The 25807-nt window shown below is 62.8% G+C and carries 23 protein-coding genes and 1 pseudogene; 10 read left to right on the forward strand and 14 right to left on the reverse strand.

The features are described 5' to 3' along the window. Window positions 1-453 (forward strand): annotated as a pseudogene (gene sbcB, locus WA904_RS19645) (exodeoxyribonuclease I); the annotation flags it as partial. A gap of 16 nt (window positions 454-469) precedes the next feature. On the opposite strand, the gene WA904_RS19650 reads toward sbcB, so the two are convergent. From WA904_RS19650 to WA904_RS19660, 3 genes are all read right to left on the reverse strand, one after another. Continuing rightward, window positions 470-865: a hypothetical protein gene (locus tag WA904_RS19650; RefSeq protein ID WP_425198817.1), complete on the reverse strand. Its 396-nt coding sequence runs from the start codon at window positions 863-865 to the stop codon at window positions 470-472. 116 nt (window positions 866-981) lie between these two features. Further along, the gene (locus tag WA904_RS19655) at window positions 982-1623 is read right to left on the reverse strand and encodes a glutathione S-transferase (RefSeq protein WP_425198818.1); all 642 of its coding nucleotides are present in this window, start codon (window positions 1621-1623) and stop codon (window positions 982-984) included. Then, window positions 1623-2594: a rhodanese-related sulfurtransferase gene (locus tag WA904_RS19660; protein ID WP_425198819.1), complete on the reverse strand. Its 972-nt coding sequence runs from the start codon at window positions 2592-2594 to the stop codon at window positions 1623-1625. The genes WA904_RS19655 and WA904_RS19660 overlap by 1 nt, the downstream gene beginning before the upstream one ends. A 227-nt stretch (window positions 2595-2821) precedes the next feature. Between WA904_RS19660 and WA904_RS19665 the strand changes: the two genes are divergently transcribed. Then, window positions 2822-3979, forward strand: a complete 1158-nt coding sequence (locus WA904_RS19665) for an alpha/beta hydrolase family esterase (RefSeq protein WP_425198820.1) — start codon at window positions 2822-2824, stop codon at window positions 3977-3979. 179 nt (window positions 3980-4158) lie between these two features. Then, complete coding sequence (locus WA904_RS19670; RefSeq protein WP_425198821.1) at window positions 4159-5100, forward strand: ketopantoate reductase family protein; 942 nt, start codon at window positions 4159-4161, stop codon at window positions 5098-5100. Window positions 5101-5143: 43 nt separating this feature from the next. Here the strand turns inward: WA904_RS19670 and WA904_RS19675 are convergent, their stop codons facing one another. Further along, on the reverse strand, window positions 5144-6736 hold the full coding sequence (locus tag WA904_RS19675) for an alkaline phosphatase D family protein (protein ID WP_425198822.1): 1593 nt from the start codon (window positions 6734-6736) through the stop codon (window positions 5144-5146). Window positions 6737-7205: 469 nt separating this feature from the next. Here WA904_RS19675 and WA904_RS19680 point away from each other — a divergent pair, with 469 nt between their 5' ends. From WA904_RS19680 to WA904_RS19695, 4 genes are all read left to right on the forward strand, one after another. Beyond that, window positions 7206-8018: a formate/nitrite transporter family protein gene (locus tag WA904_RS19680; RefSeq protein WP_425198823.1), complete on the forward strand. Its 813-nt coding sequence runs from the start codon at window positions 7206-7208 to the stop codon at window positions 8016-8018. Between the two features lie 63 nt (window positions 8019-8081). Then, window positions 8082-9827, forward strand: a complete 1746-nt coding sequence (locus WA904_RS19685) for a protein kinase domain-containing protein (protein ID WP_425198824.1) — start codon at window positions 8082-8084, stop codon at window positions 9825-9827. 163 nt (window positions 9828-9990) lie between these two features. After that, the gene (locus WA904_RS19690; RefSeq protein WP_425198825.1) at window positions 9991-10776 is read left to right on the forward strand and encodes a Crp/Fnr family transcriptional regulator; all 786 of its coding nucleotides are present in this window, start codon (window positions 9991-9993) and stop codon (window positions 10774-10776) included. Between the two features lie 249 nt (window positions 10777-11025). Next, on the forward strand, window positions 11026-11430 hold the full coding sequence (locus WA904_RS19695; RefSeq protein ID WP_425198826.1) for a hypothetical protein: 405 nt from the start codon (window positions 11026-11028) through the stop codon (window positions 11428-11430). 15 nt (window positions 11431-11445) lie between these two features. Here the strand turns inward: WA904_RS19695 and WA904_RS19700 are convergent, their stop codons facing one another. Continuing rightward, window positions 11446-12159 (reverse strand): YebC/PmpR family DNA-binding transcriptional regulator, encoded by a 714-nt coding sequence (locus WA904_RS19700; protein WP_425198827.1) that lies wholly within the window; start codon window positions 12157-12159, stop codon window positions 11446-11448. Window positions 12160-12367: 208 nt separating this feature from the next. Here WA904_RS19700 and WA904_RS19705 point away from each other — a divergent pair, with 208 nt between their 5' ends. Beyond that, window positions 12368-13336, forward strand: a complete 969-nt coding sequence (locus WA904_RS19705) for a hypothetical protein (RefSeq protein ID WP_425198828.1) — start codon at window positions 12368-12370, stop codon at window positions 13334-13336. A 6-nt stretch (window positions 13337-13342) separates the two neighbouring features. Here WA904_RS19705 and WA904_RS19710 read toward each other — a convergent pair whose 3' ends face one another. The 7 genes from WA904_RS19710 to WA904_RS19740 form a co-directional block, all read right to left on the reverse strand. Continuing rightward, complete coding sequence (locus tag WA904_RS19710; protein WP_425198829.1) at window positions 13343-14317, reverse strand: AraC family transcriptional regulator; 975 nt, start codon at window positions 14315-14317, stop codon at window positions 13343-13345. Window positions 14318-14331: 14 nt separating this feature from the next. Continuing rightward, on the reverse strand, window positions 14332-16500 hold the full coding sequence (locus WA904_RS19715; RefSeq protein WP_425198830.1) for an alpha/beta fold hydrolase: 2169 nt from the start codon (window positions 16498-16500) through the stop codon (window positions 14332-14334). Next, window positions 16500-17186, reverse strand: coding sequence for a TetR/AcrR family transcriptional regulator (locus tag WA904_RS19720; protein ID WP_425198831.1), 687 nt, complete (start codon window positions 17184-17186; stop codon window positions 16500-16502). The genes WA904_RS19715 and WA904_RS19720 overlap by 1 nt, the downstream gene beginning before the upstream one ends. A 264-nt stretch (window positions 17187-17450) precedes the next feature. After that, window positions 17451-18353 (reverse strand): hypothetical protein, encoded by a 903-nt coding sequence (locus tag WA904_RS19725; RefSeq protein ID WP_425198832.1) that lies wholly within the window; start codon window positions 18351-18353, stop codon window positions 17451-17453. Window positions 18354-18425: 72 nt separating this feature from the next. Further along, complete coding sequence (locus tag WA904_RS19730) at window positions 18426-18788, reverse strand: STAS/SEC14 domain-containing protein (RefSeq protein ID WP_425198833.1); 363 nt, start codon at window positions 18786-18788, stop codon at window positions 18426-18428. 174 nt (window positions 18789-18962) lie between these two features. Then, on the reverse strand, window positions 18963-20861 hold the full coding sequence (locus WA904_RS19735; RefSeq protein ID WP_425198834.1) for a hybrid sensor histidine kinase/response regulator: 1899 nt from the start codon (window positions 20859-20861) through the stop codon (window positions 18963-18965). Window positions 20862-20969: 108 nt separating this feature from the next. Next, window positions 20970-21437, reverse strand: coding sequence for an EVE domain-containing protein (locus tag WA904_RS19740; RefSeq protein ID WP_425198835.1), 468 nt, complete (start codon window positions 21435-21437; stop codon window positions 20970-20972). A gap of 885 nt (window positions 21438-22322) precedes the next feature. Here WA904_RS19740 and WA904_RS19745 point away from each other — a divergent pair. Next, window positions 22323-23993: a phospholipase D-like domain-containing protein gene (locus tag WA904_RS19745; protein WP_425198836.1), complete on the forward strand. Its 1671-nt coding sequence runs from the start codon at window positions 22323-22325 to the stop codon at window positions 23991-23993. A gap of 100 nt (window positions 23994-24093) precedes the next feature. On the opposite strand, the gene WA904_RS19750 is transcribed toward WA904_RS19745, so the two are convergent. Together WA904_RS19750 and gstA are read right to left on the reverse strand one after the other, a co-directional pair. Continuing rightward, window positions 24094-24780, reverse strand: a complete 687-nt coding sequence (locus WA904_RS19750) for a glutathione S-transferase family protein (RefSeq protein ID WP_425198837.1) — start codon at window positions 24778-24780, stop codon at window positions 24094-24096. Further along, entirely contained in the window at window positions 24777-25379 is a 603-nt protein-coding gene (gene gstA / locus WA904_RS19755) for a glutathione transferase GstA (RefSeq protein ID WP_425198838.1), read from the reverse strand. Before gstA ends, WA904_RS19750 begins: the two co-directional genes overlap by 4 nt. A gap of 80 nt (window positions 25380-25459) precedes the next feature. Here gstA and WA904_RS19760 point away from each other — a divergent pair. Continuing rightward, the coding region (locus WA904_RS19760; RefSeq protein WP_425198839.1) for a LysR family transcriptional regulator at window positions 25460-25807 on the forward strand (348 nt) is incomplete at its 3' end.

Here is a 25807-nt window from a genome sequence, read left to right on the forward strand (position 1 = left end):
GCGTTGCGCAACGCCGAAAAAGCCGCCGGCCTGCCAGACATGAGCGCCATCTGGCCCGAAGTCTTTGCGCGGCCCAAGGAGGGCATTCCCGACGTGGACGAAGACCTGTACGGCGGCTTCATCAACAACGATGACAGGCGGCGCCTGAACCAGCTGCGTGCCTTGCCGCCTGCCGAACTCGCGCACAGCCGCACCGGCTTCGACGACGACCGGCTCGAAGAGCTGGTGTTTCGCTACCGCGCCCGCAATTTCCCCGAAACACTCTCACAGGAAGATGCCGGGCGCTGGGAGGCGCACCGCGCGGCACGCCTGCTGGAAGGCGAAGGCGGTGCGCGCAATGTGGATGCGTTTCTGGCCCAGCTTGATGTGCTGTCAGAAACTGCGGACGAGCGCGGGGAAGCAGTGCTGGCGGCGCTGTATGACTATGCGGAGATGGTCGCCCCGGAAATCTGAGAGGCACGACTCATATTCATGGCGCGTTTTTTCTCCAGCCGGGATATGGGAAGGGAGGAACAACGTCCTGTGAAGTTTTTTTGCCAGTTTGCCTATAGACGAACTCAATTCTGACAATCCGCCATTTTTGCTCGATGAGTTTGAGGTAAACCGTGTAGGCGTTGGGGTCCCTCCCAAAATCCCCGACTTCACCAACGATTGCAACGGCATTTGCGACATCGATTGGTGTGACGCTGGTGACGAAGTGGCCTGCACCGGTTCCGACGTAATAAGACTTGGCGAACAGCTCCACATTAGCTTCCAGGTGTTTTCGGGAAGCCTCTGTCAGTATTTGCTCGGCATGACACCCCACCCAAAGAGTTGTTATTGCTGCAAAAAAAGAAAGACGGATGGCGAAGTAAAAAATATTCATGACGTATGACGCTGATTAGCTGAATGACTTGTCCCGCGACGAATCATAAATGCGGAGGTAAGTTTTAAAAGACGGCATTTAAACGGCCTGAGCGATCCTATTGCTGCGCTAGCAGGCTACGGTTCACGCTTGGCCATCACGCCCGCATACAGTTCACTACTCTCAAACGCCGCCAACCATGCCTGTAAACGCGGCCACGGTTGAGCAGCGAACCAGTCGGCATCGGTATGCGCAAACTGGCGTATGAAGGGCAAGATGGCCATGTCAGCCAGGCTGGCCTGGCTGCCCATCAGCCAACCGGAGGCCAGACCATTGTTGAGCTGCGCCAGCCAGCGCGTCGCTTCGCTGCGATGTTGAAGCGCAAAGCCGGTGGCGTCGCCTTCGGATTCCAACGGATAGCGGTTCGGGTACTTGTAGCGGTCCAGGTGGCGTTTGAAATCGCCGTCGTTGGCGGCGATCAGCGCATCCATGCCCTGCTGCGAGCCCTGCGGTGGTGACAGCCACTGCGCCGGGTCGTGGCGGGCCAGCGCCCAGCGCATGATGTCCAGGCTTTCCTCGATCACCTCGCCGCCCCGCAGCACCAGCACGGGCACGGTTCCCTTGGGCGAGGCGGCCAGCATGTCGGCGGGTTTGTTTTTCAGCACCACTTCGCGCAGCTCATGCGGCTGTTTGCTGACGGCCAGCGCCAGGCGGGCACGCATGGCATACGGACAGCGGCGGAACGAGTAGAGAATCGGGAGAGCGGGCAGGGCGCCCATCAGGAGCCTTCTTTGGCCTCTGCGCCCGATGACGGCAGTTTGGCGCCGATGTGCGGCTGGCGCCGGCGGTTGGCGTAGTCGACCTGGCGCTGGCGCTCGATGAAGCCGCGCTTTTGCTCTTCGGTTTTCTTGTCGTGGCAGGCCGGGCAGCTTACGCCGGGAACGTAAAGCGGCGAGGCCTTGTCGGCTTCGCTGATCGGGTCGCGGCAGGCGCGGCACAGGCCGTAGTGGCCGGTCGCCAAGCCGTGCACCACCGAGACACGCTCGTCGAAAACAAAACACTCGCCTTTCCAGAGGCTGTCGGTTTCGGGCACGGTTTCCAGGTATTTGAGAATGCCGCCTTCCAGGTGGTAGACCTCCTCAAAGCCGCGGGTGCGCATAAACGCGGTGGATTTTTCGCAGCGTATGCCGCCGGTGCAGAACATCGCCACCTTGGGCTTTTTGCCGTCCTTGGCGGCCAGCAGCCCGCCCGGCGCCGACTGTGCTTCCACCCAGGCCGGCAATTCCGAAAAACTCCGGGTGTGGGGATTGAGCGCGCGCTCGAACGTGCCTATGCCGAACTCGTAGTCGTTGCGGGTGTCCACCACGACGACGTCCGGGTCGGCGATCAGGGCGTTCCAGTCCTGCGGCTTCACGTATTCGCCGGCCATCTCGTTCGGGTTGATGCCGGGCACACCGAGCGTGACGATTTCGCGCTTCAGGCGCACCTTCATGCGGTAAAACGGCAGCTTCTGTGCCCAGGATTCCTTGTGCGGCAGGTCAGCCAGCCGCGGATCACGGCGCAGATAGGCCAGCACCGCACGCACGCCGGCTTCGGGGCCGGCAATCGTGCCATTGATGCCTTCCTCGGCCAGCAGCAGCGTGCCGCGCACATCCTGCGCCTCGCAAAAGGACTGCAGGGGCGCCTGCAGGCCGGCAAAGTCGGGCAGGGAGACGAATTTGTAGAGGGCAGCGGTCAGGAAATCAGGCATGGCAGGGGAAAAGTGGGCAAAAACGGTGCATAGCGCACCAGACCCTCCATCGTAACGGCTGACGACGGCCGGTCCACAAGGGAAGATGGGAGGTAAATGCATCTTTATTGCGCTGCAGCAAAATGAATGTATGCTTACTAATATAGGCGCCCAGGTGGCACTCCTCCTTCTTTCGCGACACGGCCTGACCCGATGACATTTCCCCCCTCCATCGTTTGTCCCGCAAGATGAGCAAGAGCCTCAGCAGCCTCTGGCTCAAGAGCCTGCGCCGCATGGGCAAGGCCCAGGAGGCGCAGGGCCGCAGGCTGTTCCAGAGCCTGTTGCCCCAGCCCGCGGCGCGCCGTGCCCGGCCGGTGAAAACGGCCAGGGCCCAGGCAGGCCAGGTCCTGCGCAAACCGCCTTTGCGGCCGGCCCGACCGGTATCCGGTTTGCCCGCGCGATGGAAGCAGGCGCATTTTTCAGTGCCGGGCACAGCCCAGCTCGCGCCGGCGCGGCGCATGCTGTACTGGCTCTACCTGCCGGCCGGTGCCAGCGCGGCGCCCTGGCCGCTGGTCGTCATGCTGCACGGCTGCCAGCAGACCGCCACCGAGTTCGCCGCCGCCACGCGCATGAACCAGCTGGCCGAACGCAAGGGTTTCGCCGTGCTCTACCCCCAGCAGTCCACCACAACCGACGCGCACCGCTGCTGGCACTGGTACAAACGGGCCACACAGCAGGGCCAGGGCGATGTCCGGCTGATTGCCGACATGATTGCGCATGTGCAAGCCAAGCACGGGCTGGACACCTCGCGGACCTACCTGGCCGGCCTCTCGGCAGGCGCCGCGATGGCCACCCTGGTGGCCCTGCATCACCCCGACAGGATTGCTGCGCTGGGCCTGCACTCGGCGCCGGTGTTCGGCACCACCGACTCCGCCATGAGCGCCTACCGGGCCATGCAGCACGGCACCGGCCATGCACACATCGATGCGGCGCAGGCGCTGCTGCGTTCGCAGCCGCAGTTTCCTGGCATGCCCGCCATCGTCCTGCACGGCGAGCGCGACACGGTGGTCCGGCGCGTCAATGCCGACCAGCTCTCGGAGCAACTGAAAACCCTCAACGCACCGTTTCTCGGCGAAGCCGAACCGGTGCAGCGCAGCTACCCGGGGCGCACCGGGGGACGCAGCCCGCGCCACGCCTACCAGAGCACGACTTCCTATGCCGGCCGAAAACCGCAGCTCGTGACCTGCGAGATCGCCTGCCTGGGCCATGCCTGGAGCGGCGGCGATGCGAGCATGGAATTCAGCGCACCGGAAGGGCCCGACGCCTCGCTGATGATGTGGACTTTTTTCTCGCGACATCGGCGGCCCGCCGTCCAGGCTGACAAAACGCCCCCCGAAAACAGGTAAAAAGTGCCTGCAGCTTCCTGAGGGTGGTTTGTATGCTACTGTTTTCATAGCTGCTTGCGCCCGCGTAGCAAGGGCTGTAGTCTGTTTTGATGTCAATCTTCGGCTGCGGCACCTCGCCGACGCAAAAACGGCGCCCTCCCTAGAATACGTTTTCCCGTTCACCACACGAAAGTTCCAGCATGGCCAGCATCCCGTCCACCGAACAACAGGGCGCCAAAAGCCGACTCAAGGTTGCTGTCATGGGCGCCGGCGCCGTCGGTTGTTATTACGGCGGCATGCTCGCGCGCGCCGGGCATGACGTGGTGCTGATCGCCCGGCCTCAGCATATGGAAGCCATCACACGCGACGGCCTGCACATGGAAACCCGCAGCTTCGACGAGCATGTGCGCCTGGCCGCCAGCAGCGAGCCTGCTGCCGTGCAAGGCGCCGACCTGGTGCTGTTTAGCGTGAAGTCCACCGACACCGAATCAGCTGGCGCACTGATCCGACCGCACCTGGCGCCAGGTGCGCTGGTACTGTGCCTGCAGAACGGCGTGGACAACGCCGACCGGCTGCGCACGGTGCTGCCGCAGCATGCCGTGGCCGCCGCCGTGGTTTACGTCGCCACCGAAATGGCCGGCCCCGGCCACGTCAAACACCATGGCCGTGGCGAGCTGGTGATCGAGCCGTCCCCGGCCAGCCAAACCGTGGCGCAGGCCCTGATCGCTGCCGGTGTGCCGGCAGAGATCTCCGACAACGTGCGCGGTGCCTTGTGGGCCAAGCTGATCCTCAACTGCGCCTACAACGCTGTCTCGGCCATCACCCAGCTGCCTTATGGCAAGACGGTGGCCGGCGAGGGTGTGCAGGACCTGATGCGCGACGTGGTGGCCGAGTCCCTGGCCGTGGCAGAGGCCGAAGGCGTGCAGGTGCAAGGTGACATGCACCTGGCGGTGGACAAGCTGGCTGGCAGCATGCCCAGCCAGTTTTCATCCACCGCACAAGACCTGGCGCGCGGCAAGCCCACCGAGATCGACTACCTCAATGGGCTGGTCGTCAAACGCGGTGAGGCGCTAGGCGTGCCTACGCCGGCCAACCGGGTGTTGTGGGCCTTGGTCAGGCTGATAGAGAGCAAGCGCCCCTGAACTGCGTTGCCCGTCATTGCGGGCTTGACCCGTTCCATGCCGCTCAGCCTCGCTGCGGTGCCAGCGTTTTGGTATAGAGCGACGCGCCGGCCAAATCCTTTAGGGTGACCGTCATGGCTTTGGTTTTGGCATCGATGTCCACCTGACCAAAAAACTGCATGCCATTGGTAGGCGGCGCGTTCACTTCGTTCGGGGCTTTCTGGTATATCACCTGCATGCCAAAGGTCGCGTCGGTTTTGTTGGGCCCAAAACCACCGGCGTTGAGCGGGCCCGACACAAACTCCCAAAATGGCGAGAAGTCACTGAACCGGGCCTTGGCCGGGTCAAAATAATGCGCGGCGGTGTAGTGCACATCGGCGGTCAGCCACACCACATTCCTGATGCCGGCGCGCTTGATCTCGCGCAGCAGGCGCGCAATTTCGATTTCGCGGCCCAGGGGGGCGCCGTCGTCGCCGTTGGCACTGGCTTCCCAACGGTCGCGCCCGTCGGTTTCTTTGCCATCGCCCACGTGCAGGCTGATGGGCATGTCGGCGGCGATCACTTTCCAGACTGACTTCGAACGCTTGAGGCCATCCAGCAGCCATGCGATTTGAGGGCGGCCCATGAAGGCGCTTTCTTCGGTCTCGCTGGTTTGCAGGTTGTGGGTGTTGGGGCCGCGATAGCTGCGCATGTCGACCACAAACATGTCCAGCAGGGGGCCCTGTGGCAGATGACGGTACACACGCTCGCTTTCCACGTCGGCGGTGCGGCGGATAGGTGCAAATTCATGAAAAGCCTTGGTGGCGCGCGCCACCAGCAAGGGAATATTCTTTTCTGTGTAACGCTTGTCGGCAGCGAGGTCTTTGGAATCCGACCAGTTGTTGACCACCTCGTGGTCATCCCATTGCCAGATTTGCGGCACTTCAGCCGCCATGCGGCGCACATTGGCGTCCATCAGGTTGTAGCGATAACGGCCACGGTATTCGTTGAGCGTTTCCGCGACCTTGCTGACTTCTTCGGTGACCACGTTGTTCCACAGGGAGCCATCGGCGAGTTTGACCTGGGCGGCAATGGGGCCATCGGCGTAAATCGTGTCACCGCAATGCAGGAAAAAGTCAGGGTTGACCTTTCGCATCTGCTCGTAGATTTTCATGCCGCCCCAGGCCTCGTTGATACCCCAGCCTTGCCCGGCCGTGTCGCCACTCCATGTAAAGCGCACGTCGCGGACAGCCTTGGCCCCTGTGCTGGCAGGCAGGCGCAGGTGGCCGGCCATGGGTTCAGACAGCACACGCTCGTTATGCAGATCCTGCAGCACCACGCGGTAGAAAATTTCCTGGCCCGCCGGCAAGCCCGTCAGGTCCACACGCCCTGTGAAGTCGGTGTCATCCATCAGGTAAGGCCCCCGCACGCGCGAGGCATTGGCGAAGCTGGCCGTCGTGGCCCATTCCAGCCAAAGGCGTGAAGGCCTGTCGCTGCGGGTCCAGATGACCGCGCCGTCCGCCTTGGGATCGCCACTCTGGATTCCGTGGGCCATCTGCGGCCGCATGGCGTCGCGTGTGACGAGGGCGGGGGCTGTCTGCGCCCGGGCGAAGCGGGGCAGGGCCATGACCGAGCCTCCCAGCACGGTGGTCGAATAGAAAAATTGTCGGCGATCCATGGGTTTCTCCAAAAAAATAAGGCGTAGGAGCGCCTATTTTTTTGGGACGACATGTCAGCTTCATGAATCAGCCGCCTGCTGGAAAGCGGCGGTTCTGCCCGGTACCCGCTGGCACTGCGGCAAGACGCCGGACCATTCGGCACACCGCGCAGGTCAGCACTGCCCTGGCCGGTCAATGGATATGCTGGCACCAAAATATCTGCCAATGGAGTGCGGTGCACAAATTTGGGGCAGTACTTTCGCCTTCACAGTGCCTGAGCGCATGACGAGGCGTGATTCGTGGTGCATTTTGACGGCACGGTATGTGCTTTATCCCTCGGGTCAGGCTAACGAAGGCCTGCGCAGGGTACGGCGAACTTCGCGGTGCCCGATCGATCTGAATGGATAACGGCGTCCACTTCGGTCTTCATCTTTTTTTGAAGATCTCGAAGTGGATTTTTTTTTGGCTGATCGGGATTTAAAGGAACGTATGTCTTATTTAGTGCCTTCGGAATTTGTGACCAAGATGGTGGATGCGGGTGAATCCAAAATCTTCATGTCCACCCGCGACACGCTGGTGCGGGCCTACATGGCCGGCGCCATTCTGGCCCTGGCGGCCTGGTTCGCTGTCACCATCAACGTGCAGACAGGCCAGCCGCTGCTGGGCGCCGTGCTGTTTCCGGTGGGCTTCGTCATGCTGTACCTGTTCGGCTTCGATTTGCTCACAGGTGTGTTCGTGCTGTGCCCGCTCGCGCTGATCGACAAGCGCCCGGGCGTTACCCTCGGCGGCGTGCTGCGCAACTGGGGTCTGGTGTTCGTCGGCAACTTCGTGGGCGCCTTCACGGTGGCCGTGATGATGGCGATCTACGTCACCTACGGCTTCTCGACCGAACCCAACGCCGTCGGCAAGGCCATCGGCGTCGTCGGCGAGAACCGCACGCTGGGCTACCAGAAGTACGGCGCCGCCGGCATGCTCACGCTCTTCGTACGCGGTATGCTGTGCAACTGGATGGTGTCGGCCGGCGTGGTGGGTGCGATGATCTCCACTCAGGTGAGCGGCAAGGTGATCGCAATGTGGATGCCCATCATGCTGTTCTTCTACATGGTGTTCGAACACTCCATCGTGAACATGTTCCTGTTTCCCTCGGGCCTGCTGCTGGGCGCGCACTTCACCATCATGGACTACCTGATCTGGAACGAAATCCCGACGGTGCTGGGCAACCTGGTGGGCGGCCTGGCTTTCACCGGTCTGACCCTGTATGCCACACACATCAAAACCGGACCGACACGTTCCTTCAAATAATCCGTCCCAACAACAAAAGCCCTCGTGCATGCAGGATGCACGGGGGTTTTTTCGGTGCCTTACATGTCCAGTGAACTGAAGATATCGGCAGGTCAGTATTCGGACAAGGGCCGCAAGGAAGCCAACCAGGATTTCCACGGTATCTATGTACCGAAAGAGCCTCAGCTGAGCGCCAAGGGCATCGCCATTGCGCTGGCCGACGGCATCAGCAGCAGCGCCGTCAGCGATGTGGCCAGCCAGTACGCTGTCGCCGGTTTCCTTGAAGACTATTACTGCACCTCCGAGGCCTGGTCGGTCAAGACATCGGCCGAACGGATTTTGAGCGCCACCAACTCCTGGCTGCATGCGCAGACGCAGAAGAGCCAGTACCGCTACGACAAAGACAAGGGCTATGTGTGCACCTTGAGCGCCGTGGTCATCAAGTCGACCACCGCGCATATTTTTCATGTGGGCGATTCACGCATTTACCGTCTGCGCGGCAAGGCGCTGGAGCAGCTCACCAGCGACCATCGCGTGTGGATTTCCCAGGGTCAAAGCTATCTGGGCCGTGCGCTTGGCATCAAGCCGCAGCTTGAAATCGACTACCAGACCCAGCAGGTCGAGCAGGGCGACATCTTTCTGTTGGCCACCGACGGCGTGTACGAACATGTCAGCGAGCACGACATGGCCGGCATCATCCGCAGCAGTACCGATGTGCCTGAAGGTCTTGATGCCGCAGCAAAAACCATCGTCGACAAAGCCCTGCAGCAGGGCAGCACCGACAACCTCACGGCCCAGGTCGTGCGCGTCGATGAGCTGCCCCGCGGGCAGGCTGTTGAGATGGTCCAGCAGCTCTCCGGCTTGCCGCTTCCGCCCATCCTCGCTGCGCGGACGGAATTCGATGGCTACACCATCATCCGCGAAGTGCATGGCAGCAGCCGCAGCCATATCTACCTGGCCACTGACAATGAAACAGGTGCGCTTGTCATCCTCAAAACACCGTCCATAGACCTGGGCGGCGACCCGGCCTACCTCGAAAGGTTTCTGACCGAAGAGTGGATCGCCCGGCGCATCAACAGCGCGCATGTGCTCAAGCCCTACGTGCCGACCCGAAAACGCCACTTTGTGTACGTCGCCACCGAATACATCGACGGACAAACGCTGAGCCAGTGGATGATTGACAACCCCCGGCCCGGCCTGGAAGCGGTGCGCGGGCTGGTGGAGCAAATCGCCAAAGGCATGCTTGCGTTTCACCGGCTGGAGATGCTGCATCAGGACCTGAGGCCCGACAACGTCATGATCGACAGGACCGGCACGGCCAAAATCATCGACTTCGGCTCAACCCGCGTGGCCAGCCTCATGGAAGCAGACGCGTCCGGCGGGCACGAAGACATCCTGGGCACCGCCCAGTATTCCGCGCCGGAATATTTCCTGGGTGAGGGCGGCACCACCCGCTCGGACATCTTCTCGCTCGGCGTCATCACCTACCAGATGCTGACGGGCAAATTGCCCTACGGCGCTGAAGTAGCCAAATGCCGGACCCGGGCCGCGCAAAACAGGCTGCGCTACGACTCCGTGCTGGATGAAGACCGCGACATACCCGCCTGGATAGACGGCGTGCTGCGCAAAGCCGTGCATCCAAACCCCGCCAAACGCTACGGCGAGCTGTCAGAGTTCCTGTACGACCTGCGCCATCCCAACCAGGCATTCCTGGACAAGACCCGCCCGCCCTTGCTGGAGCGCAACCCGGTGGCTTTCTGGAAGGGCGTTTCCCTGGTCCTTGCCGTGGTCATCGTGGTGATGGTGGCGCTGAAGTCCACCACCGGATAAGGGGCATTCACGTTCGCAGCGCGTTTGTTCGCGTTCGGAAGAACCGTTTTCGACAGTGCGCTATCGCACATACAAAGTAAGGTGAACGCCGTAAGCTGAAAGCAGGGTTGATTCGGGCAACCATCCGGTCGCTTTCGAAGACAACCCATCACCTGGTTCCGCATTGACTACGTCTTCATCCAAAGCAAAAACAACGCACGCTTCGACAGATTCACATCCCAAGGTCGTGGTTGCGAGTTCGAGCGAGATAAAACTCAATCGCCTGCTTGCGGCCTTGCCCGACGCCCAGCTCAAGAGCTGGCTGCCGCATCTGGAGTTGTTTGACATGCCGCTGGGCAAGGTGCTGTACGAGTCCGGCACAGCCGAGCACTTTGTGTATTTCCCCACTTCAGCCATTGTGTCGCTGCTGTACGTGATGAAAAACGGCGACTCGGCCGAGATTGCTGTTGTCGGCAATGAGGGCATTGTGGGCATCTCGCTTTTCATGGGCGGCAATTCAACGCCCAGCCGAGCCGTGGTGCAGAGCGGGGGCAGGGGTTACCGGTTGAAGGCACAGTTCATGAAGGATGAATTTGACAAAGCCGGGCCGGTGACGAATTTGCTGCTGCGTTATACCCAGGCGCTGATCACGCAGATGTCCCAGACAGCGGTCTGCAACCGGCACCACTCCCTGGACGAACAGCTGTGCCGCTGGCTGTTGCTTAGCCTGGACCGGTTGCCGGGCAACGAACTTGTGATGACCCAGGAACTGATTGCCAACATGCTCGGCGTACGCCGTGTCGGCGTGACGGAAGCGGCGCTCAAGGTGCAGGAGGCCGGGCTGATCAGCTACGCCCGCGGCCGCATCAAGGTGCTGGACCGCAAAGGGCTGGAGAAGCGCTCCTGCGAGTGTTACCAGGTGGTCAAGGACGAATACGACCGCTTGCTACCGATGGAGATGGCGGCCTAGGAGCCTGGTCGGGATGGCCCGAAGTTCCGGTGCGAACTTTGTCCATTCCCCGATCAATGGCATTTTCGGGCGTTCAGACGGCGTCCTGTCTGACATATTTTTTGAAATTGCTGGACTAAGTCCGTTACCGGACCGACGCTTGTCCCCCAGGCTTCTATAAACAGACCCAAGGCAACAGCGACCGAGCCTCGGTCGCGTTAGCGCTTTACCGTCGCTGCAGCGCTGTGCAGCACGCTCGGAGGTGTCCACATGAAGTCACTGGCCAATTTTTCCTCGAAAAAAATGCGAAATTTCGCGCACAGAACCCTGAAAGAGCTTGGTTTTGTGGACCTGACTCTTCTGTCCGGGCCGGATCATTCCGCCCCTGAATTGCCCCCGGCACCACATCCGGCCGGGCACAACCCACCAGATCAACTTCATCTCCAGATTCCCATTGACGACTGGGATGCCCTGTTCCGTTCCATCCAGGTGCGGCTGACGAACGTGGTGGGTGACCGGCCCGCATCAGCACTCCCACTGGAAGCAGCCGACACGACCGGCCATATTCAGGTGGCGGTGCTGGATTGCGTTTCTGCCTTGGGGCAACTGCATGCGGCGCTGGCGCGTGAACGCATGAATACATTGGGTGCCGGCAGCTCAGGCCTGTCCGTCTAGACCTGTTAACAGGCTCTAACCCGCCAGGCCCACAAACACGTTCTGCACATCGTCGTTCGCGTCGATGGCCGCCAGGAAGGCTTCCACTTCTTCCAGGTGTGCGGGGTCCAGGTTTGCCGGGTTGACCGGGTTTTTGGCCTTGTAGCCCAGCTTGGCAGACAGGACCGTGAAACCCTGGGCGGGCAGGGCGCGGCTCACCAGGTCCAGGTCGGCGGCATCGGTCAAAAACAGCGTGCTGCCTTCCGCCTCGCCCGCCTCGAAGTCCTGTGCGCCGGCTTCAATCGCGGCCAGTTCCGGGTCGGCGCCCGCCGCCGCGGGCTCGGCCTCGATCATGCCAACATGGTCGAAATCCCAGGAGACCGAGCCGGAGGCACCCAGCTGGCCCTTGCGAAACAGCACGCGCATTTCAGGCGCGGTGCGTTTCAGGTTGTCGGTCAGGCATTCGACCATCACCGGCACCTGGTGCGGCGCAAAGCCTTCGTAAATCACGTGCTCGAAATGCACCGCCTCACCGGTGAGCCCGGCGCCTTTCTTGATGGCCCGGTCCAGCGTTTCCTTGGGCATGGAGACCTTTCGCGCCTGCTCCACCACCAGGCGCAATTTGGAATTCAGCGCCGGGTCGGCCCCGCCGCGCGCGGCGACCATGATGTCCTTGGCCAGACGCCCGAACAGCTTGCCTCTGGCATTCGCTGCCAGTTCCTTGCCTTTTGCTTTCCACTGTGCGCCCATGTTGCGTTCTCTTTCGATGTAGGGCGACCAGTTTATCCGAGCGGATGAGGCAGCTTTTCAAGCGGGTGGGGAAGGACGGCGCGGCGGGTGCTGCGGAGAATTTCCGCCATCGCCCCCCGACCCGGCCCCGGGGCGGCGCCCGCTGGCCGCAGACCCTGCGCCGGTGCGACCGAAGCGGCCGTTTCATTTACCCATCCAGAGACTCTCCATGGAAACATTGTCAAATTCCGAACGGTACGCCAAGGCCGTTGCCAACTCCAAACGCGTGCGCTGGGACATCGACCGCGACGTGATTCGCGGTCGCCATTTCGACTACGCCAGGACCTTCCTTCCTGCCGGCCTCTCACTGGTCGACGAACTCGACTTCCTCACGCCCGGGGACAAGCGGCTGATGAGCCAGGTGCAGGGCCGCAGCTACACCAACATCTTCGGCCTGGCCGAGCGTTTCATCAGTGCCAAGGTGGTGGAAATCACCCGCGGCCATGCGCTGGGCGACCAGGTCGCGCTGCAGGCGCTGGTGCGCATGACCGATGAGGAGCTCAAGCACCAGGAACTGTTCCGCCGGCTCGAGGAAATGATGGCCCAGGACATGCCCGCCGGCTACCGGCTCGCGGTGGACCCCGACGAGGTGGCCCGCGCCGTACTTGCGAAGAGCACCTGGTCGGTGCTGGCCCTGACGCTGGACATCGAACTGTTCACCCTGGCGCACTACCGCGCCAGCATCCAGCCGCAGGAGCTGTGCGCGCTGTGGAAGGACGTGTTCCTGTTTCACTGGAAGGAAGAATCGCAGCATGCGGTGCTCGATGAGCTGGAGTTCCTGCGCGAGGACGCTCGCGTCACACCCGCCGAGCGTGACGCCGGCGTCAACGACCTGATCGCGCTGGTAGGGGCGGTGGACGGCATCCTGCAGGCACAGGCCGGCGCAGACGCGGCCTACTTCAACGCCGCAGCACGCGGCGAATACTCCGCGCAGCAGCGCGGCATGGTGGCCGATGCGATCCTGAAGGCCTACCGCTGGCAGTACATCGTGTCGGGCGTGATGGAGCCGCGCTTCCAGAAGGTGTTGTTCGGCCTGCTGAACGAGACACAGGCTGCGCGCATCCAGGAGGCACTGGGGCCGCTGATGTACGCGGCGCCCGCTTCGCCCGATCGCGATCCGGGGCCCGTCAACCCGTAAACCGTATCACTGGCCGGTGTTCGCCCCGGCCAGGCGCGCGCGCCGCCACGCAGCTGGCGGCGTGCCGAACTCCCGCCGGAAGGCCCGGATCAGCGCCGTATCGGTTTCGTAGCCGACTTCTTCGGCGATGCGTGTCAGGCCCAGCGAACTGTCATACAGCAGGTCGGCTGCCAGCGTCATGCGCCAGCGCGTCAGGTAGCTCATGGGTGACTGGCCCACCAGCCGGGTGAACCGCAGGGCCAGCACCGAGCGCGAGGTGTTGACCTCTTTGGCCAGCCGATCCAGCGTCCATTTGTCCGCCGGACGGTCGTACATCACCGTGAGGCAGCGACCGACGATGTGGTCGCGCAGGCCGGCCAGCCAGTCGTCCTGCGCCCGCGTCGGGCTGGCCAGGTGGCGGCGCAGCGTTTCGGCCAAAAGCATCTCCGACGCCTTGGCCAGAACCCACTCGGCACCGGGCTGGGGCGAAGACTCCTGAGCCAGTGCCGAAACGATGAAGGCCTGGAGCGCACCGATCTGCCCGTCCTGGGCCACGCGCACCGAGGCAAGCCTGGGCAGCATCGACAGGACCTGGCCGCACAGGGCGGGGTCGCAGGCGAGGTAGCCGCAGATCAGCCGTGATGCCGGACCTGAACCGCCCGTCCGCAACTGGCGCGGCTGCCGGAGCAACAGCGCCTGCAGGTCCACCGGCTCGCAGCTGATGGCCTGGGGGCCCGAGCCGATGCTGTGGGCATCACCCTTGGGCACCAGGGCGACATCGCCCGACGTCAGCACCAGTGGCGCAAGGCCTTCCATCTCCAGCGTGCAGTTGCCTTCGACCAGGTGGTAGTACAGCAGCAGTTGCTGCGGTCCCGGTTGCGAGGGCGCCGGTGGCTTGACTGCCGGCGGGGCGGTGAAGCGCCAGGGCGCGTTCAGTTCCGCCTGGAAAAAACTGGCGCGCTCGGGCCGCAGGATCCGCAGCATCTGGGACAGCGCGTCCATGGAGGAACCATGTATCAGGCCGCTGCCCACGCGCGGTTTTCCATCACTGCCAGGATCTGCCGGGCAGCGCGTGCGGCGCCGTCGGTTTCCACCGGCTTGTAGGTGATCGGCGCGTGCATGGTCTGCAGCGCCTTGTCGGCCAGCTCGCGCGCCGTCAGGTCGCTGAAACGCACCGTGCACTCCGCGCAGTAGTTGCGCATGCGGTGGGTGACGTGGATGCACTGCTCGAAGTGCCGCTCGAGCGGGAAACGCAGGAAGGGGCGGCGTGTGGCCACCAGCTCCATGCAGGTGCTCAGCCCGCCCTGCACCAGGGCCAGGTCGGAGCAGGCGAGGTGTTCGAACAGGTTGTGCACGTATGGCAGCACGTCCAGGCCATCCATCGTGGGGAAGGCGTCGCGCGGCAGGCGGGGGCCGGCCACCAGCACCATGTGCAGCTCGGGCACCTGTTTCTTCATCAGCGGGAAGGTCTGGGCGATGCGATGCAGTAGCGAGCCACCAACCGAGGTGCCGCCCACCGCCGCGATCACCAGCTTTTCATCGCGGGTGTAGCCATGGCGCGCGCGCAGGGCATCGGTGTCGGCCAGCAACTTCGGGTCAAAGGGCAGGGCATAGCCGGTGAAGGCAAAGTTGTGCTTCGTCCAGTCGCGGATCTCGGGCAGCCCCGGGCCGAAGGGCAGTTCCGGCACGTCGTCCTCGTTGCCCACGAAGATCGCGCGGTCGCGGATCCAGGGGTAGCGCGCCACATGCTCGATGTCGTCGGCATTGCGGTCGGCGCACAGGAAGGCCTCGCGCTCGTTGCCTTCCTCCATGGGCAGACAGCCTACGAAGTCGGTGAGGAAGACGAAAGGCTGGCGCTTGATCTCCGGGTTCTCGTGGTAGTGGTAGTCCACCTCCCAGGCCTCGTCACCGATGACGATGTCATAGTGCTCAGCCTTCATCAGTTCGGCGAAGACCAGGAAGTTCAGCGCCATCACCTCGTCCATGGTGCGCAATGCGAAGAAGGCCTGCAGGTCATGCTCGCCCGCCTGGCTCTCGAAGTGCCGGCTTTCGTTGCCCAGGCGCTTGCAGATGGGGTGGACGCGTTCGCCCTCGCGCTCCAGGTAGGTGGACGCCGGGTGCACGGTGAACCAGTCGACCTGCAGGTCGGGCTGCTGGGCGCGCATTTCGCGGGCGATCGCCAGGTCGCGCTGCACATGACCCAGGCCGATGGCGCTGGAGATGAAAAGGGCTTTGCGTTTGCGCGCCATGCCGCGCACCCAGGTCGCGTGTGTGGGCGCCGCACCCACGAAATCGCGCACGGCACGGGCAAAAGCAATCGGGTCGCGGCCCGCCAGCAGATGGCCGCCGCCCTCGATCTTCAGCATGCGCGCGCCGGGCACCAGGCTGGCGATGGTTTCACCCTGGCTGAGCGGCGCGATCTTGTCGTTGTCGCCGTGAATCACCAGCGTGGGGCAACGCACGCCCTTGGCCAGTTCACGCACTTCGTTGCCCAGCCAGCCAGTGCGGCCCATCGCCACGATGTCGCCGCTGGAGACCCAGCCGTTGCGAACCACCGCATCTTCCAGTGGCTTGGTCGAATGCGGTTCGTTGAACGCTGCGCCGAAGAAGCCGTCCAGGAAGGCTGGCCAGTTGCTGCGCATCTTCACCAAAGCCTGCTGGGCAAGCTCGTGCATGGCCGGGTCTTCCATGCGCATGTTGACCCAGCCGCCAGCACTGATGAGGTGCGAGATGCGCTGCGGTTGCTCGTGCGCCAGCCGGATGGCCGTCATCGCCGTGGCGGAAATACCCACCACCGCCGTGCGCTCGATTTCCAGCTCGTCCAGCACCGCGACGAAGTCCGCGTAGTAGTGGTCAAAGCTGTAGCCGGCCTGGGTGGCGGGGCGGTCAGAGCGGCCGTTGCCGCGCAGGTCCATCACCAGCACACGAAAATGCTGCGACAGCCAGGGCACGACGCCGCGCAGCAGGTAGGTGTTGGCGATCTGGTAGATCGGCGCAAAGGCCAGCCATGGGCCGCTTTCGCCGAACTGGCCGTACCAGGTGCGCACGCCGTCGCGCTCAACGAAGCCCTGGCGGTGCGGCTCGACAGTTTCGTAAGGGTAGGGATCGGGCAGGGTGCCCGGTGCCGGCAGCTCGCCGGCTACAAGCGCGAGGCGCTTGGGGATGCGGATTGGCGTCTCACCCATCATGTCCTCTTGCGGTTGCGTTGGGTTTTGGCGGTTTCCGCCTGGCGCAGCAGCAGTGCCATGGCTTCAAGCGCTTCTTGCTGGTGGCCCTGCTTTTCGGGGATGCCCAGCGCCATGCTGGCTTCCATGCCAATCCAGAACCAGGTGATCCAGGCCGAGATGGCCCTGCCCGACACCGGCAGCTTCAGGTTCGAGCTCGCGATGAATTCGTCCACCGCGACTTCAATCAGCTTTTGCCAGGCCAGCAACCGCGGCGTGAATTCGGCGCGCAGCACCTCGTCGTGAAAGCTCGCCGCCATCAGCTCCATCAACAGCTTGACGAAGCCGGAGTTCAGGTCTTCCTCGTAGAACGCGCGCGCCTGTTGCCACTTCTGCGAAGCGGTGGTGGGCGCCGCATACATGCCGGCCTGGCGATCGAGCAGGCGGGTGTTGGCCTCGTCCAGCACGGCCAGCACCAGTTGCTGCTTGCCGCGGAAGTGATAGCCGATCAGGGCGTGGTTGACACCCGCGTCGGCGGCGATGTCGCGCACGTTCAGGTTGGCGTAGCCCTGCTCGACCAGGCGTCGCCGCGTGGCTTCGAGGATGAGCGTTCGGGTGGAGCTGCCGTCGGCGCGCGTGGCCCGGGTTGGCGTGGTTCTGGCCGCGGCCGGACGCCGTTTCTTAGTTTGAGCAAGTGTTTTATCCATTTGTTCAAATTGTGCTGACGGCTCGGCAGCCTGTCAATGCGACGCGGAAATAAGTTACACAAACGCGAGGCCAGTGCGTGATGGCCGGAGTTGCATCCTGGAAGGCCCGTGGGCTTGCGCCGCGCGCCCCGTCATGGCGGGCTGATCCGTCTCCATCGCCGCACGTCACGCAGATGCTATGTTTTATGTAGCCGACTACGCAATACCGGAAAGGGCTGACAGCCAATTTCATTCCGAATATCGGCGCTTCGGGCGACCGGCAGGCTACTGCAGCTTGCCTGCATCGATCGTGAAGAGATAGGGGAAACGGGTCGTCCAGTGGAGGTACTTCCGGGTGCCGGATTCGGACAGGCCCCACAGCCGGCCGGACTCGTCGAAACTCAGGTCCTCCAGTCCGGCGGCCATGTCGTACTCTGCCTGCACCTTGCCCTGGCGGTCCAGCCGGTAGAGCTTGCCCCACCTGCTGTTGCTGGCCGACACCCAGAGCTTGCCGGCCTTGTCGAAGGCCGCGCCCTGTGCTTCCAGCGGCACGGGAATCGACTCCAGCGCGCGGTCTTCCTTCACCGTCTGGCCGTCGTGGTCGTCGAACAGGCGGAGATCAAGGCGGAACATGCGGGCCTTGGGCTGCTCCTTGGTCCAGGTGCCTATCCAGGCGTTCTTGCCGTCAAAGGTGGCATAAGAGCCGCGCAGCTCGCCCGTGATTTTCACCGCCTTTGTTGCGCCTTCCGAGGTGCCCGAAGCCAGCGCTTTTTCCAGATCGATCAGGAACAGCTGGCGCGTGTCGGCCAGAAAGAGCCTGCCCTTGCCGACATAGGCCAGGCCTCCCGAATGGGTGCAGGTACCGGCAGGAATATCGAAGCCGCCTGCGGATTTCCCCGTCGCCATCTCGATGCGAAAGACCCGGCAGGGCCCGGTGTTGGCACTCAGGTCGGGCGTGGGCTTGTAGCTGCTGACGTACAGATAGCCGCCGGCCGTGGTCAGCCCCTGTGGCACGTAGCTGTCATCCAGGCCGGGTGTCCAGATGCGGTTGCCCAGCGCGGCGGCGTTCGGCACCGCCTCGGTCGTCGCCTCGAGGTACGAGGGCCTGGTACCCATCACCTGTTTGCTGCCGGTGGCGGCACAACCCGCCAGCACGACCAGAATTGCCGCCATCCATGCCTGTTTCATTGCGTGTTCCCGTTCGATTGGAAACCGCCATGGTATCGGCCTGCGCATGGCGATGGCCGGTGGGTCAGGCCCTCATTCAGGCGTGGTGAGCCACTTGATGGCCTCACCTTCACTGGTGAAGACCCTCAGGTTGACACCGGCGCTTTGCGCTGTTTTTTCACTGGTGTGCGTGATGCGGTCGGCCGGCACGACTGACGCGACCTGGCGAAGGTGCCGCAAATGCCGGGCCACCGCCTGGCCCACGGCGTAATGTTCGGTGAAAGACTTCAGGGTGCGCACACTGCGCAGGTCGCACAGCGCGCGTTCATCCTGCCAGCCGCGGGACTGCTCGGCCAGCACTTCCACAAAACCCAGGAATTCCTCAAGCGAGGGGTCACCCTCGACGCGTACGACGGTGTACCCGTTTCGCTGTTGAACACTGAAATCTACGCCCATACCGCAGGATACCTTTGCGCAGGACAAAATGACCGGCGAATGCGTAGTTTTAATTCTGTACGAATGTGCGCTGGCGAACAGAGCGCCTTCGGTTTCTCGGGTGAATCAGCAAAATTTGCTATGTTTCAAGTAGCAATTAATGCAGCGGTGACAAGAGCCAAAGGCCGATTTTGCTCAGGACATCACGCCGGTGGACTGCAAAAAATCCTGCAGCGCCGAAAAATCCAGCGGTTTCGTGAGATGGGCGTCAAAGCCCGCGGCCGTGGCCCGGCTTTTGTCTTCGTCCGTGCCATATCCGGTCAGTGCGGCCGCCGTCACATGCCCGCCGCCCGGCATGGCGCGCAGGGCCGCCAGGACTTCATAACCGTTCATGTCCGGCATGCCGATATCCAGCATCAGGACCTGGGGCAACTGCTTGCGCGCAAGCTCCAGGGCCGATGGGCCGTCATAGGCCACCTTGACCTTGCAATCCATCAGTCGCAGGATTTCGGCCAGGCTGTTGGCCGCATCGCGGTTGTCGTCCACGACAATGATCACCCGACTTGGCGAAGGTGCCCGCATGTCACCCGCGTTGCCTCCTGCGGTGCCGGCATGGGGCAGGAAGAAGCTGAAAGTGCTGCCCTGGCCCGGGCCGTCACTGGTGGCACCCAGCGCCCCGCCGTGCATTTCAACCAGGGAGCGGGCCAGTGTCAGGCCGATGCCCAGCCCGCTTTCCTTGGCGACCGTCTGGGCATCGCCCTGCGAAAACAACTCGAAGATCTGGTTGATGGCCTGGGCCGACAGGCCGGCGCCGTTGTCGCGCACCGATGTGTGCAGCTGGGTGCCTTCCTGCCAGACTTTCAGTTCGATCTGGCCACCTTCGGGGGTGTATTTGGCGGCATTGGTGAGCAGGTTTTGCAGCACCTGCGCCAGCCTGGTGGCGTCACCCTGGACCCAGAGACCGCTGTCGGGCATGTCCACGGTGAGCTGGTGGCGGCGGGCATCCATCAGCGGGCGGACCGCCTCAACGGAGCGCGCTACCACCTGCGCGTAGGACACCGTTTCGGCCTTGAAGCGGATCTTGCCGGTGGTCAGGCGCCCCACGTCGAGCAGGTCGTCCACCAGCCGCGTCATGTGGGACAACTGCCGGTCGATCATGTCGCGGCTGCTGCGCACCATCGGGCTGGGGGAAGGTTCCAGCTGCAGGATGGTGATGGCGTTGCGTATGGGCGCCAGCGGATTGCGCAGCTCGTGCGCCAGCATCGCCAGGAACTCGCTCATGCGCTTGCTGGAGTTTTCAAGCTCGTGCAGGCGCCGCCTTTCCGACATGTCACGCGTGACTTTGGCAAAGCCGCGCAGCTGTTTTGCTGCGTCATATATTGGCGCGATCACCACGTTGGCCCAGAAAACCGAGCCGTCGTGCCGCACGCGCCAGCCTTCTTCTTCGGCCCGGCCTACCGCCAGCGCGGTCTCAAGCTCCCGGGCGGGCAAGCCGGCGGCCAGGTCTTCCGGCCGGTAGAACATGCTGAAATGCCGGCCTATCACTTCCTGCGCACTGTAGCCCTTGATGAGCTGCGCGCCGCTGTTCCAGCTTTCGATGATGCCCTCGGGGCTGAGCATGAAAATCGCGTAGTCACGCACGCTTTCCACCAGCAGCCTGATGCGCTGCTCGCTTTCGCGCAGGGCTTCCTCGTGAATGCGCCGCTCCGTGAGGTCACGCGTGACCTTGCCGAAGCCGGTGAGCAAGCCGCTTTCATCCTTCAAGGCGGTGATCACCACATTGGCCCAGAAGCGCGTGCCATCCTTGCGGATGCGCCAGCCTTCTTCTTCAAAACGTCCGTCGCGCGCCGCGCGCCGCAGCTCTTCTGCGGGCCACTCCGCCGCAATGGCCTCGGGCGGGTAAAACAGGGAAAAGTGCCGGCCTATGACTTCGTCTGGCCTGTATTGCTTGATGCGCTGGGCGCCTATGTTCCATGAGATCACGATCCCCTGGGGGTCAAGCATGAAAATGCCGTAATCCTGCACCGCATCCACCAGGAGGCGGAAGCGGTCAGTGGAAGCCTGCTCCGAAACCGGGGGTGGGGACCTGGACATGCAAGGGATGATAGCCACTTGCCTACGACATCCAAGGGGTTCTCGCAGCGGGGCCGCAAGTCGCTACTTTGTCCTACAACTTTTTGTTACTTTTAAGGGGTCCGAGGCTCAAGGCTTGCCGAGCAGCCTGGATATTTCCCGCCAGTGTCTCGGCTCCACCGGCGTAATCGACAGCCGGTTGCCCTTGCGCAGCACCACCATGTCTTCCAGCGCGTCATCCATGCGCAGCTCGGGCAGGGTGAGGTTGCGCGTTTTCTTCAGCACCTGCACGTCCACCAGCAGCCAGCGCGGCTCCTCTCGTTTTGACTTGGGGTCGTAATACGGCGACTTGGGGTCAAACTGCGTCGGGTCAGGGTAAGCCGTGGACGCCACCTGCGCGATGCCGACGATGCCCGGCTCGGCACAACTGGAGTGGTAGAACAACACGCCGTCACCCACCCGCATGCCGTCGCGCATGAAGTTGCGTGCCTGGTAGTTGCGCACGCCGACCCAGGGCACTGTGGCCTTGGGCGCGGCCAACGCATCGTCTACCGAGCATTCTTCGGGTTCGGATTTCATCAGCCAGTAACTTGTCATGCTCGCCTCGTTGCATCATTCTGGAGGGAATGAAGCTTAGCGGACGGGCGGTGCAAAGAAAAGCCACCCTGCCGGACGCCGCGCAAATGAATCAGCCGTTGCGGTAGCTGCCGCCGATGGAAGCAAAAAAAAAGCCGCCCTCAAGGGGCGGCCAAAACGAGGGTAGCAACTGGTCAAGTGTCGGCTCTGGTGCCCCGCATCATGCTGATGCCGCCCAGGTTTCGCGATTCGGCCCGCACATCACCGGCTGCCTCTTTGATTTCGCGCTTGTCCATGAAGTCATTGTGCTGAGGCGCCAGAACAACCGTCAACCTGTCAACTCTGACAGGGGTGGGTGGCAACGGGCGCGGGCAATGAGTGGTCTTTGCCTGGGGAAAACGGCAGCAGAACGGGCTGAATGCTGCGTCGCCATGCCGCTGTCAGTTTTGACAGGGCGAGGTTTCAGCTGTTCGTGGCCGGCATGGTGCGTGCCGATGAAAAAGCACGGTCGGCTTTGGTTTTGCTATTGAATAGATAGCTGATTGCGCAAACTGCATAAGGGATTGAGGCCTGTTTAGCTAAAAATAATTACCGTCAACGCAATATATTTTTCGGCCATGGCGGGCAGCTGGTGGTCTTTGCGCAACAGCATCAGGTTTTTCTGCACGCATCGGCGCGCAGCCCGGGCTGAGGGAGCGCGCTGCCCATCTTGCGCCGCCAGCGCCGTGCCTTTTTACCTTCCAGCCGGTGTGCCTTGTCACCGTCATCAACGGGCCGGTCCTGACAAAATTTCCTGGATGCAATCGACCTCCTCCAAATGGAGGTTTACTTGAACCGGCGGCTGATTTACAAGCTTCACAGTCAACATGTGCCCAGTACGGGCAGCACACCACGGGAGAGACTTCCATGCGCAAGACCGTCAAATCCACCAACCGCAAACTCAAGGTCAACGTCGTTGCAGGTACCTATGTGGTGCTTTTTGGCATCGGGCTGAAAAAAGTCGATGCCAGGGGCGTGATGGGATTCGCGATTTATCGCACCGACCATTCCCGGGAAGATGAAGGCAAGTGGCTGGAAGGCATGAAGGTTTTCGAAAGCTCCAGCGTCAAGGTGGGGCAAAAGGTTTCGTCGCGGGACTATCCCATCCAGGGTTTCCTCTGGCAGGACTTCACCGCCAGCCCGGGCACTGACTACACCTACCGCGTGGTGGCGCTCACCGGCAAACCGGGAGAACTCAAGGAACACAAGCAGTTGCAGGCGGAGTGCAGCATCAGGACAGAGCCTGAATACGGGCCGACGCATTCCGTCTGGTTCAACCGCGGCATCGCAGGTTCGCAGGCCTACGCGCGGGAGTTCGGCAGCGCCACGCCGCAAAGTGTGGGCAGCAAGGCGCAGAGATGGCTGTCGCGGGGGCTGGAAGAAGCGCTGCTTGCTTTCATTGCCATGGCGAAGGACAAGTCCTATGGCCTGCGCGGGGCACTTTACGAGTTCAAGCACCAGCCCGTGATTGATGCCCTGGTGGATGCCCAGAAACGCTGCAAGGATGTGCAACTGGTCATTGACATGCGGGTCAAGGCGAACGGCCCGGCGAAGGACAACAAGAAGAATGTTCTTGCCGCAGGCCTGACCAAAGTAGTCATACCGCGCACGGCGAGCGCAAGTTCGATTGCGCACAACAAGTTCCTCATTCTCATGAAGAACGACAAGCCCGTGGCCGTGTGGACGGGCTCGACCAACATCACGCCCAGCGGTGTGTTCGGCCAGAGCAATGTCGGCCACATGGTGAAAAACGCAAAAACGGCACAGGCCTACCTGGACTACTGGGAACTGCTGGCGCAGGACGAAGACAACAAGACCCTGCGGCCCAAGGTTGAAGAACTGTCGCCGGTGCCGGACGCCACCGACAAGCCCGGCACCGAATGCATCTTCTCGCCGCGGCCCGGCAAGGAAGCCCTGCTGGGCTACCGGGATGTTGCCCTGGGTGCGCAGGAAGCCGTGTTTTTCACCTCCGCCTTCGGCATTGGCGCGGAGATGGGGGACGCCTTCAATACCGAGCGCGACGTGCCCTCATACATCCTGATGGAAAGCAAGGGAAACAATGAGTCGTCCCGCGCCCGGACCGACGAGCTGCTGAAGTTCAGGAGCAACCAGATCGCCATTGGCGGCGGGCTGCCGTCGGACCTCAACAACGGCTACATGCGCTGGCTCAAGGAGCTGAGCCGCACCGGCTATACGAAGAACGTCCACTACGTCCACAACAAATTCATGATCGTGGACCCGCTGTCCAAGGCCCCGGTGGTGATTACCGGTTCGGCCAATTTTTCACTGAACTCGACCACAGGCAACGACGAGAACATGCTCGTCATTCGCGGCGACACCCGGGTGGCGGACATCTACCTTGGCGAGTTTGTCCGCCTTTGGCGGCACTACTACTTCCGCGACGTGATCCGGCGCGTCGGTACCAAGAACGCCAAAAAAAGCTGGCTGCTTCCCAATGACACCTGGAGCCAATCGTTTTACGACCCGGCCAGCCGCAAGAGGTTTGAGCTGAAGGTGTTCTCGGATCCCACGTTCTGAGAGAACCCGGCCGGGCCGGCCGGCCGTTGTTCATGCATCAAAACGGCCTCCAGCCCAATAGCTGCCTGCGCAGACAGCTATTGTTCTGGTAGCAGATGGATCACACCTCAGCGTGCGCCATGCGCCGCGCCAGCTCACCATCGCGGGTGCGCAGGAAGGCAAGCAGACGCTGTGGGTAATCCGCCGTTGCCGCTTTCTGCACAGAAGGTCGTGCAGCCAGCGCCGTGCGCCAGCGCTGCATGCGCGGCAAGGTGTCCAGCCAGCCGGTTTCGCCACACTCCTCGAAAGCGTCGAGGTAGCGAAATACCGGCGCAAAAACCGCATCCACCATGCTGAAGCGTGCGCCGGAAAAATACGGCCCGGCCGCGTCGAGCTCGGCTTCGAGCTGTGCGAAGCGCTGCTGCAGTTCGGCCCGCCGCGCCTGCAGGGAAGCCGCATCGGGCGCGGTGTAGAAAGCCCACACCGTTGCAAGCGTCGCCGAGCCGAACTCCATCCAGGCGCGGTGGCGCGCACGCTCCAGCGGCTGGGCCGGGTGCAGCGGCGGGCCGTTGGTGTCTTCCAGGTATTCGCAGATCACGGCAGATTCGAAAACAGCCGTGTTCTCCGTCAGCAGCACCGGTGTCTTGCCAAGCGGTGACACGGCGAGGAACCAGTCGGGTTTGGCCGCCAGGTCCACGTCGCGCCGCGTGAAGGGCACGTCTTTTTCCAGCAGCACGATGGCCGCGCGCTGCACATAGGGGCACAGCGCATGGCTCACCAGCGTCAGGGCAGGGGCCGGCGCCTTCATGCCGGCACCAGGCCTTCTGCCTGCAGCGCGGCGAACACCGCCGGCCGCTGGGCTATGCGCTGGAGATAGCCCAGCACGCGCGGGAAAGGCGACAGGTCCATCTTGAAGAACTGGCCCCAGCCGAGGATGGTGAAGGCATAGATATCGACCACCGTGAAGCTGTCGCCGGCCAGCCAGTCGCGGCTGGCCAGGTGGCGCTCAACCGTGCCGAAGCGCCGCAAAAGTTTTGCGATGGTTGTTTCGCGTGTTGCGGCGTCAATCGCCGGGTTGAAGAGCGGGCCAAAACCCTTGTGCAGTTCGGTGGCAATAAAGGTCAGCCATTCCAGGGCTTCCATGCGGGCGGGCGCGCCATGGGCAGGCAGGAGGTTGTGGCTTTCTCCTAGCCATTGCAGCAGGGCGGCGGCCTCGGTGTGCCGGCTTCCGTCGTCAAGTTCCAGCACGGGAACATAGCCGCGCGGATTGATCTGGTCAAAGTCTTCGCCGCTTTCGGTGCGGCGTGTGGCCAGGTCCACGCGAACCAGCCGGGGCGCCAGCCCGGCCTCGCGGCAGGCAATGTGCACGGCCAGGGAACAGGCGCCGGGGGTGTAGTAAAGCTTCATGAAAGTCCTTTCAGTCAAGTGGGAGGTGGCGTAACTTTATGATTGCGCCAGCGCAAAGAAAATACGTGGAAAGGAAATCTATGGTTGCAAAAATGCAATACAAACTGAGCGCCGCCGACCTGGAGCTGCTGCTGGCGCTGGTGCGTGGCGGCACATTGGCGCAGGCGGGAACGCGGCTGGGCGCAGATGCCTCCACCGTGTTCCGCGCGGTCCAGCGCATCGAGAAAGGGCTGGGCCAGCGCCTGTTCGAACGTTCGCGCCAGGGCTACCTGCCCACCGACGCCATGCATGCCATCGCATTGCATGCCGAGCGCATCGAGGCCGAGCTGGAGGCGGCGCGCGCGACAACCCTGCGTGCCGGCGAAGAGGTCTCCGGCCGGGTGCGCCTGACCACGGTCGATGCAGTGCTGCGCGGCCTGGTGCTGCCC

Source organism: Polaromonas sp. (genome assembly GCF_049790275.1).
Taxonomy (GTDB): Bacteria; Pseudomonadota; Gammaproteobacteria; order Burkholderiales; family Burkholderiaceae_C; genus Polaromonas.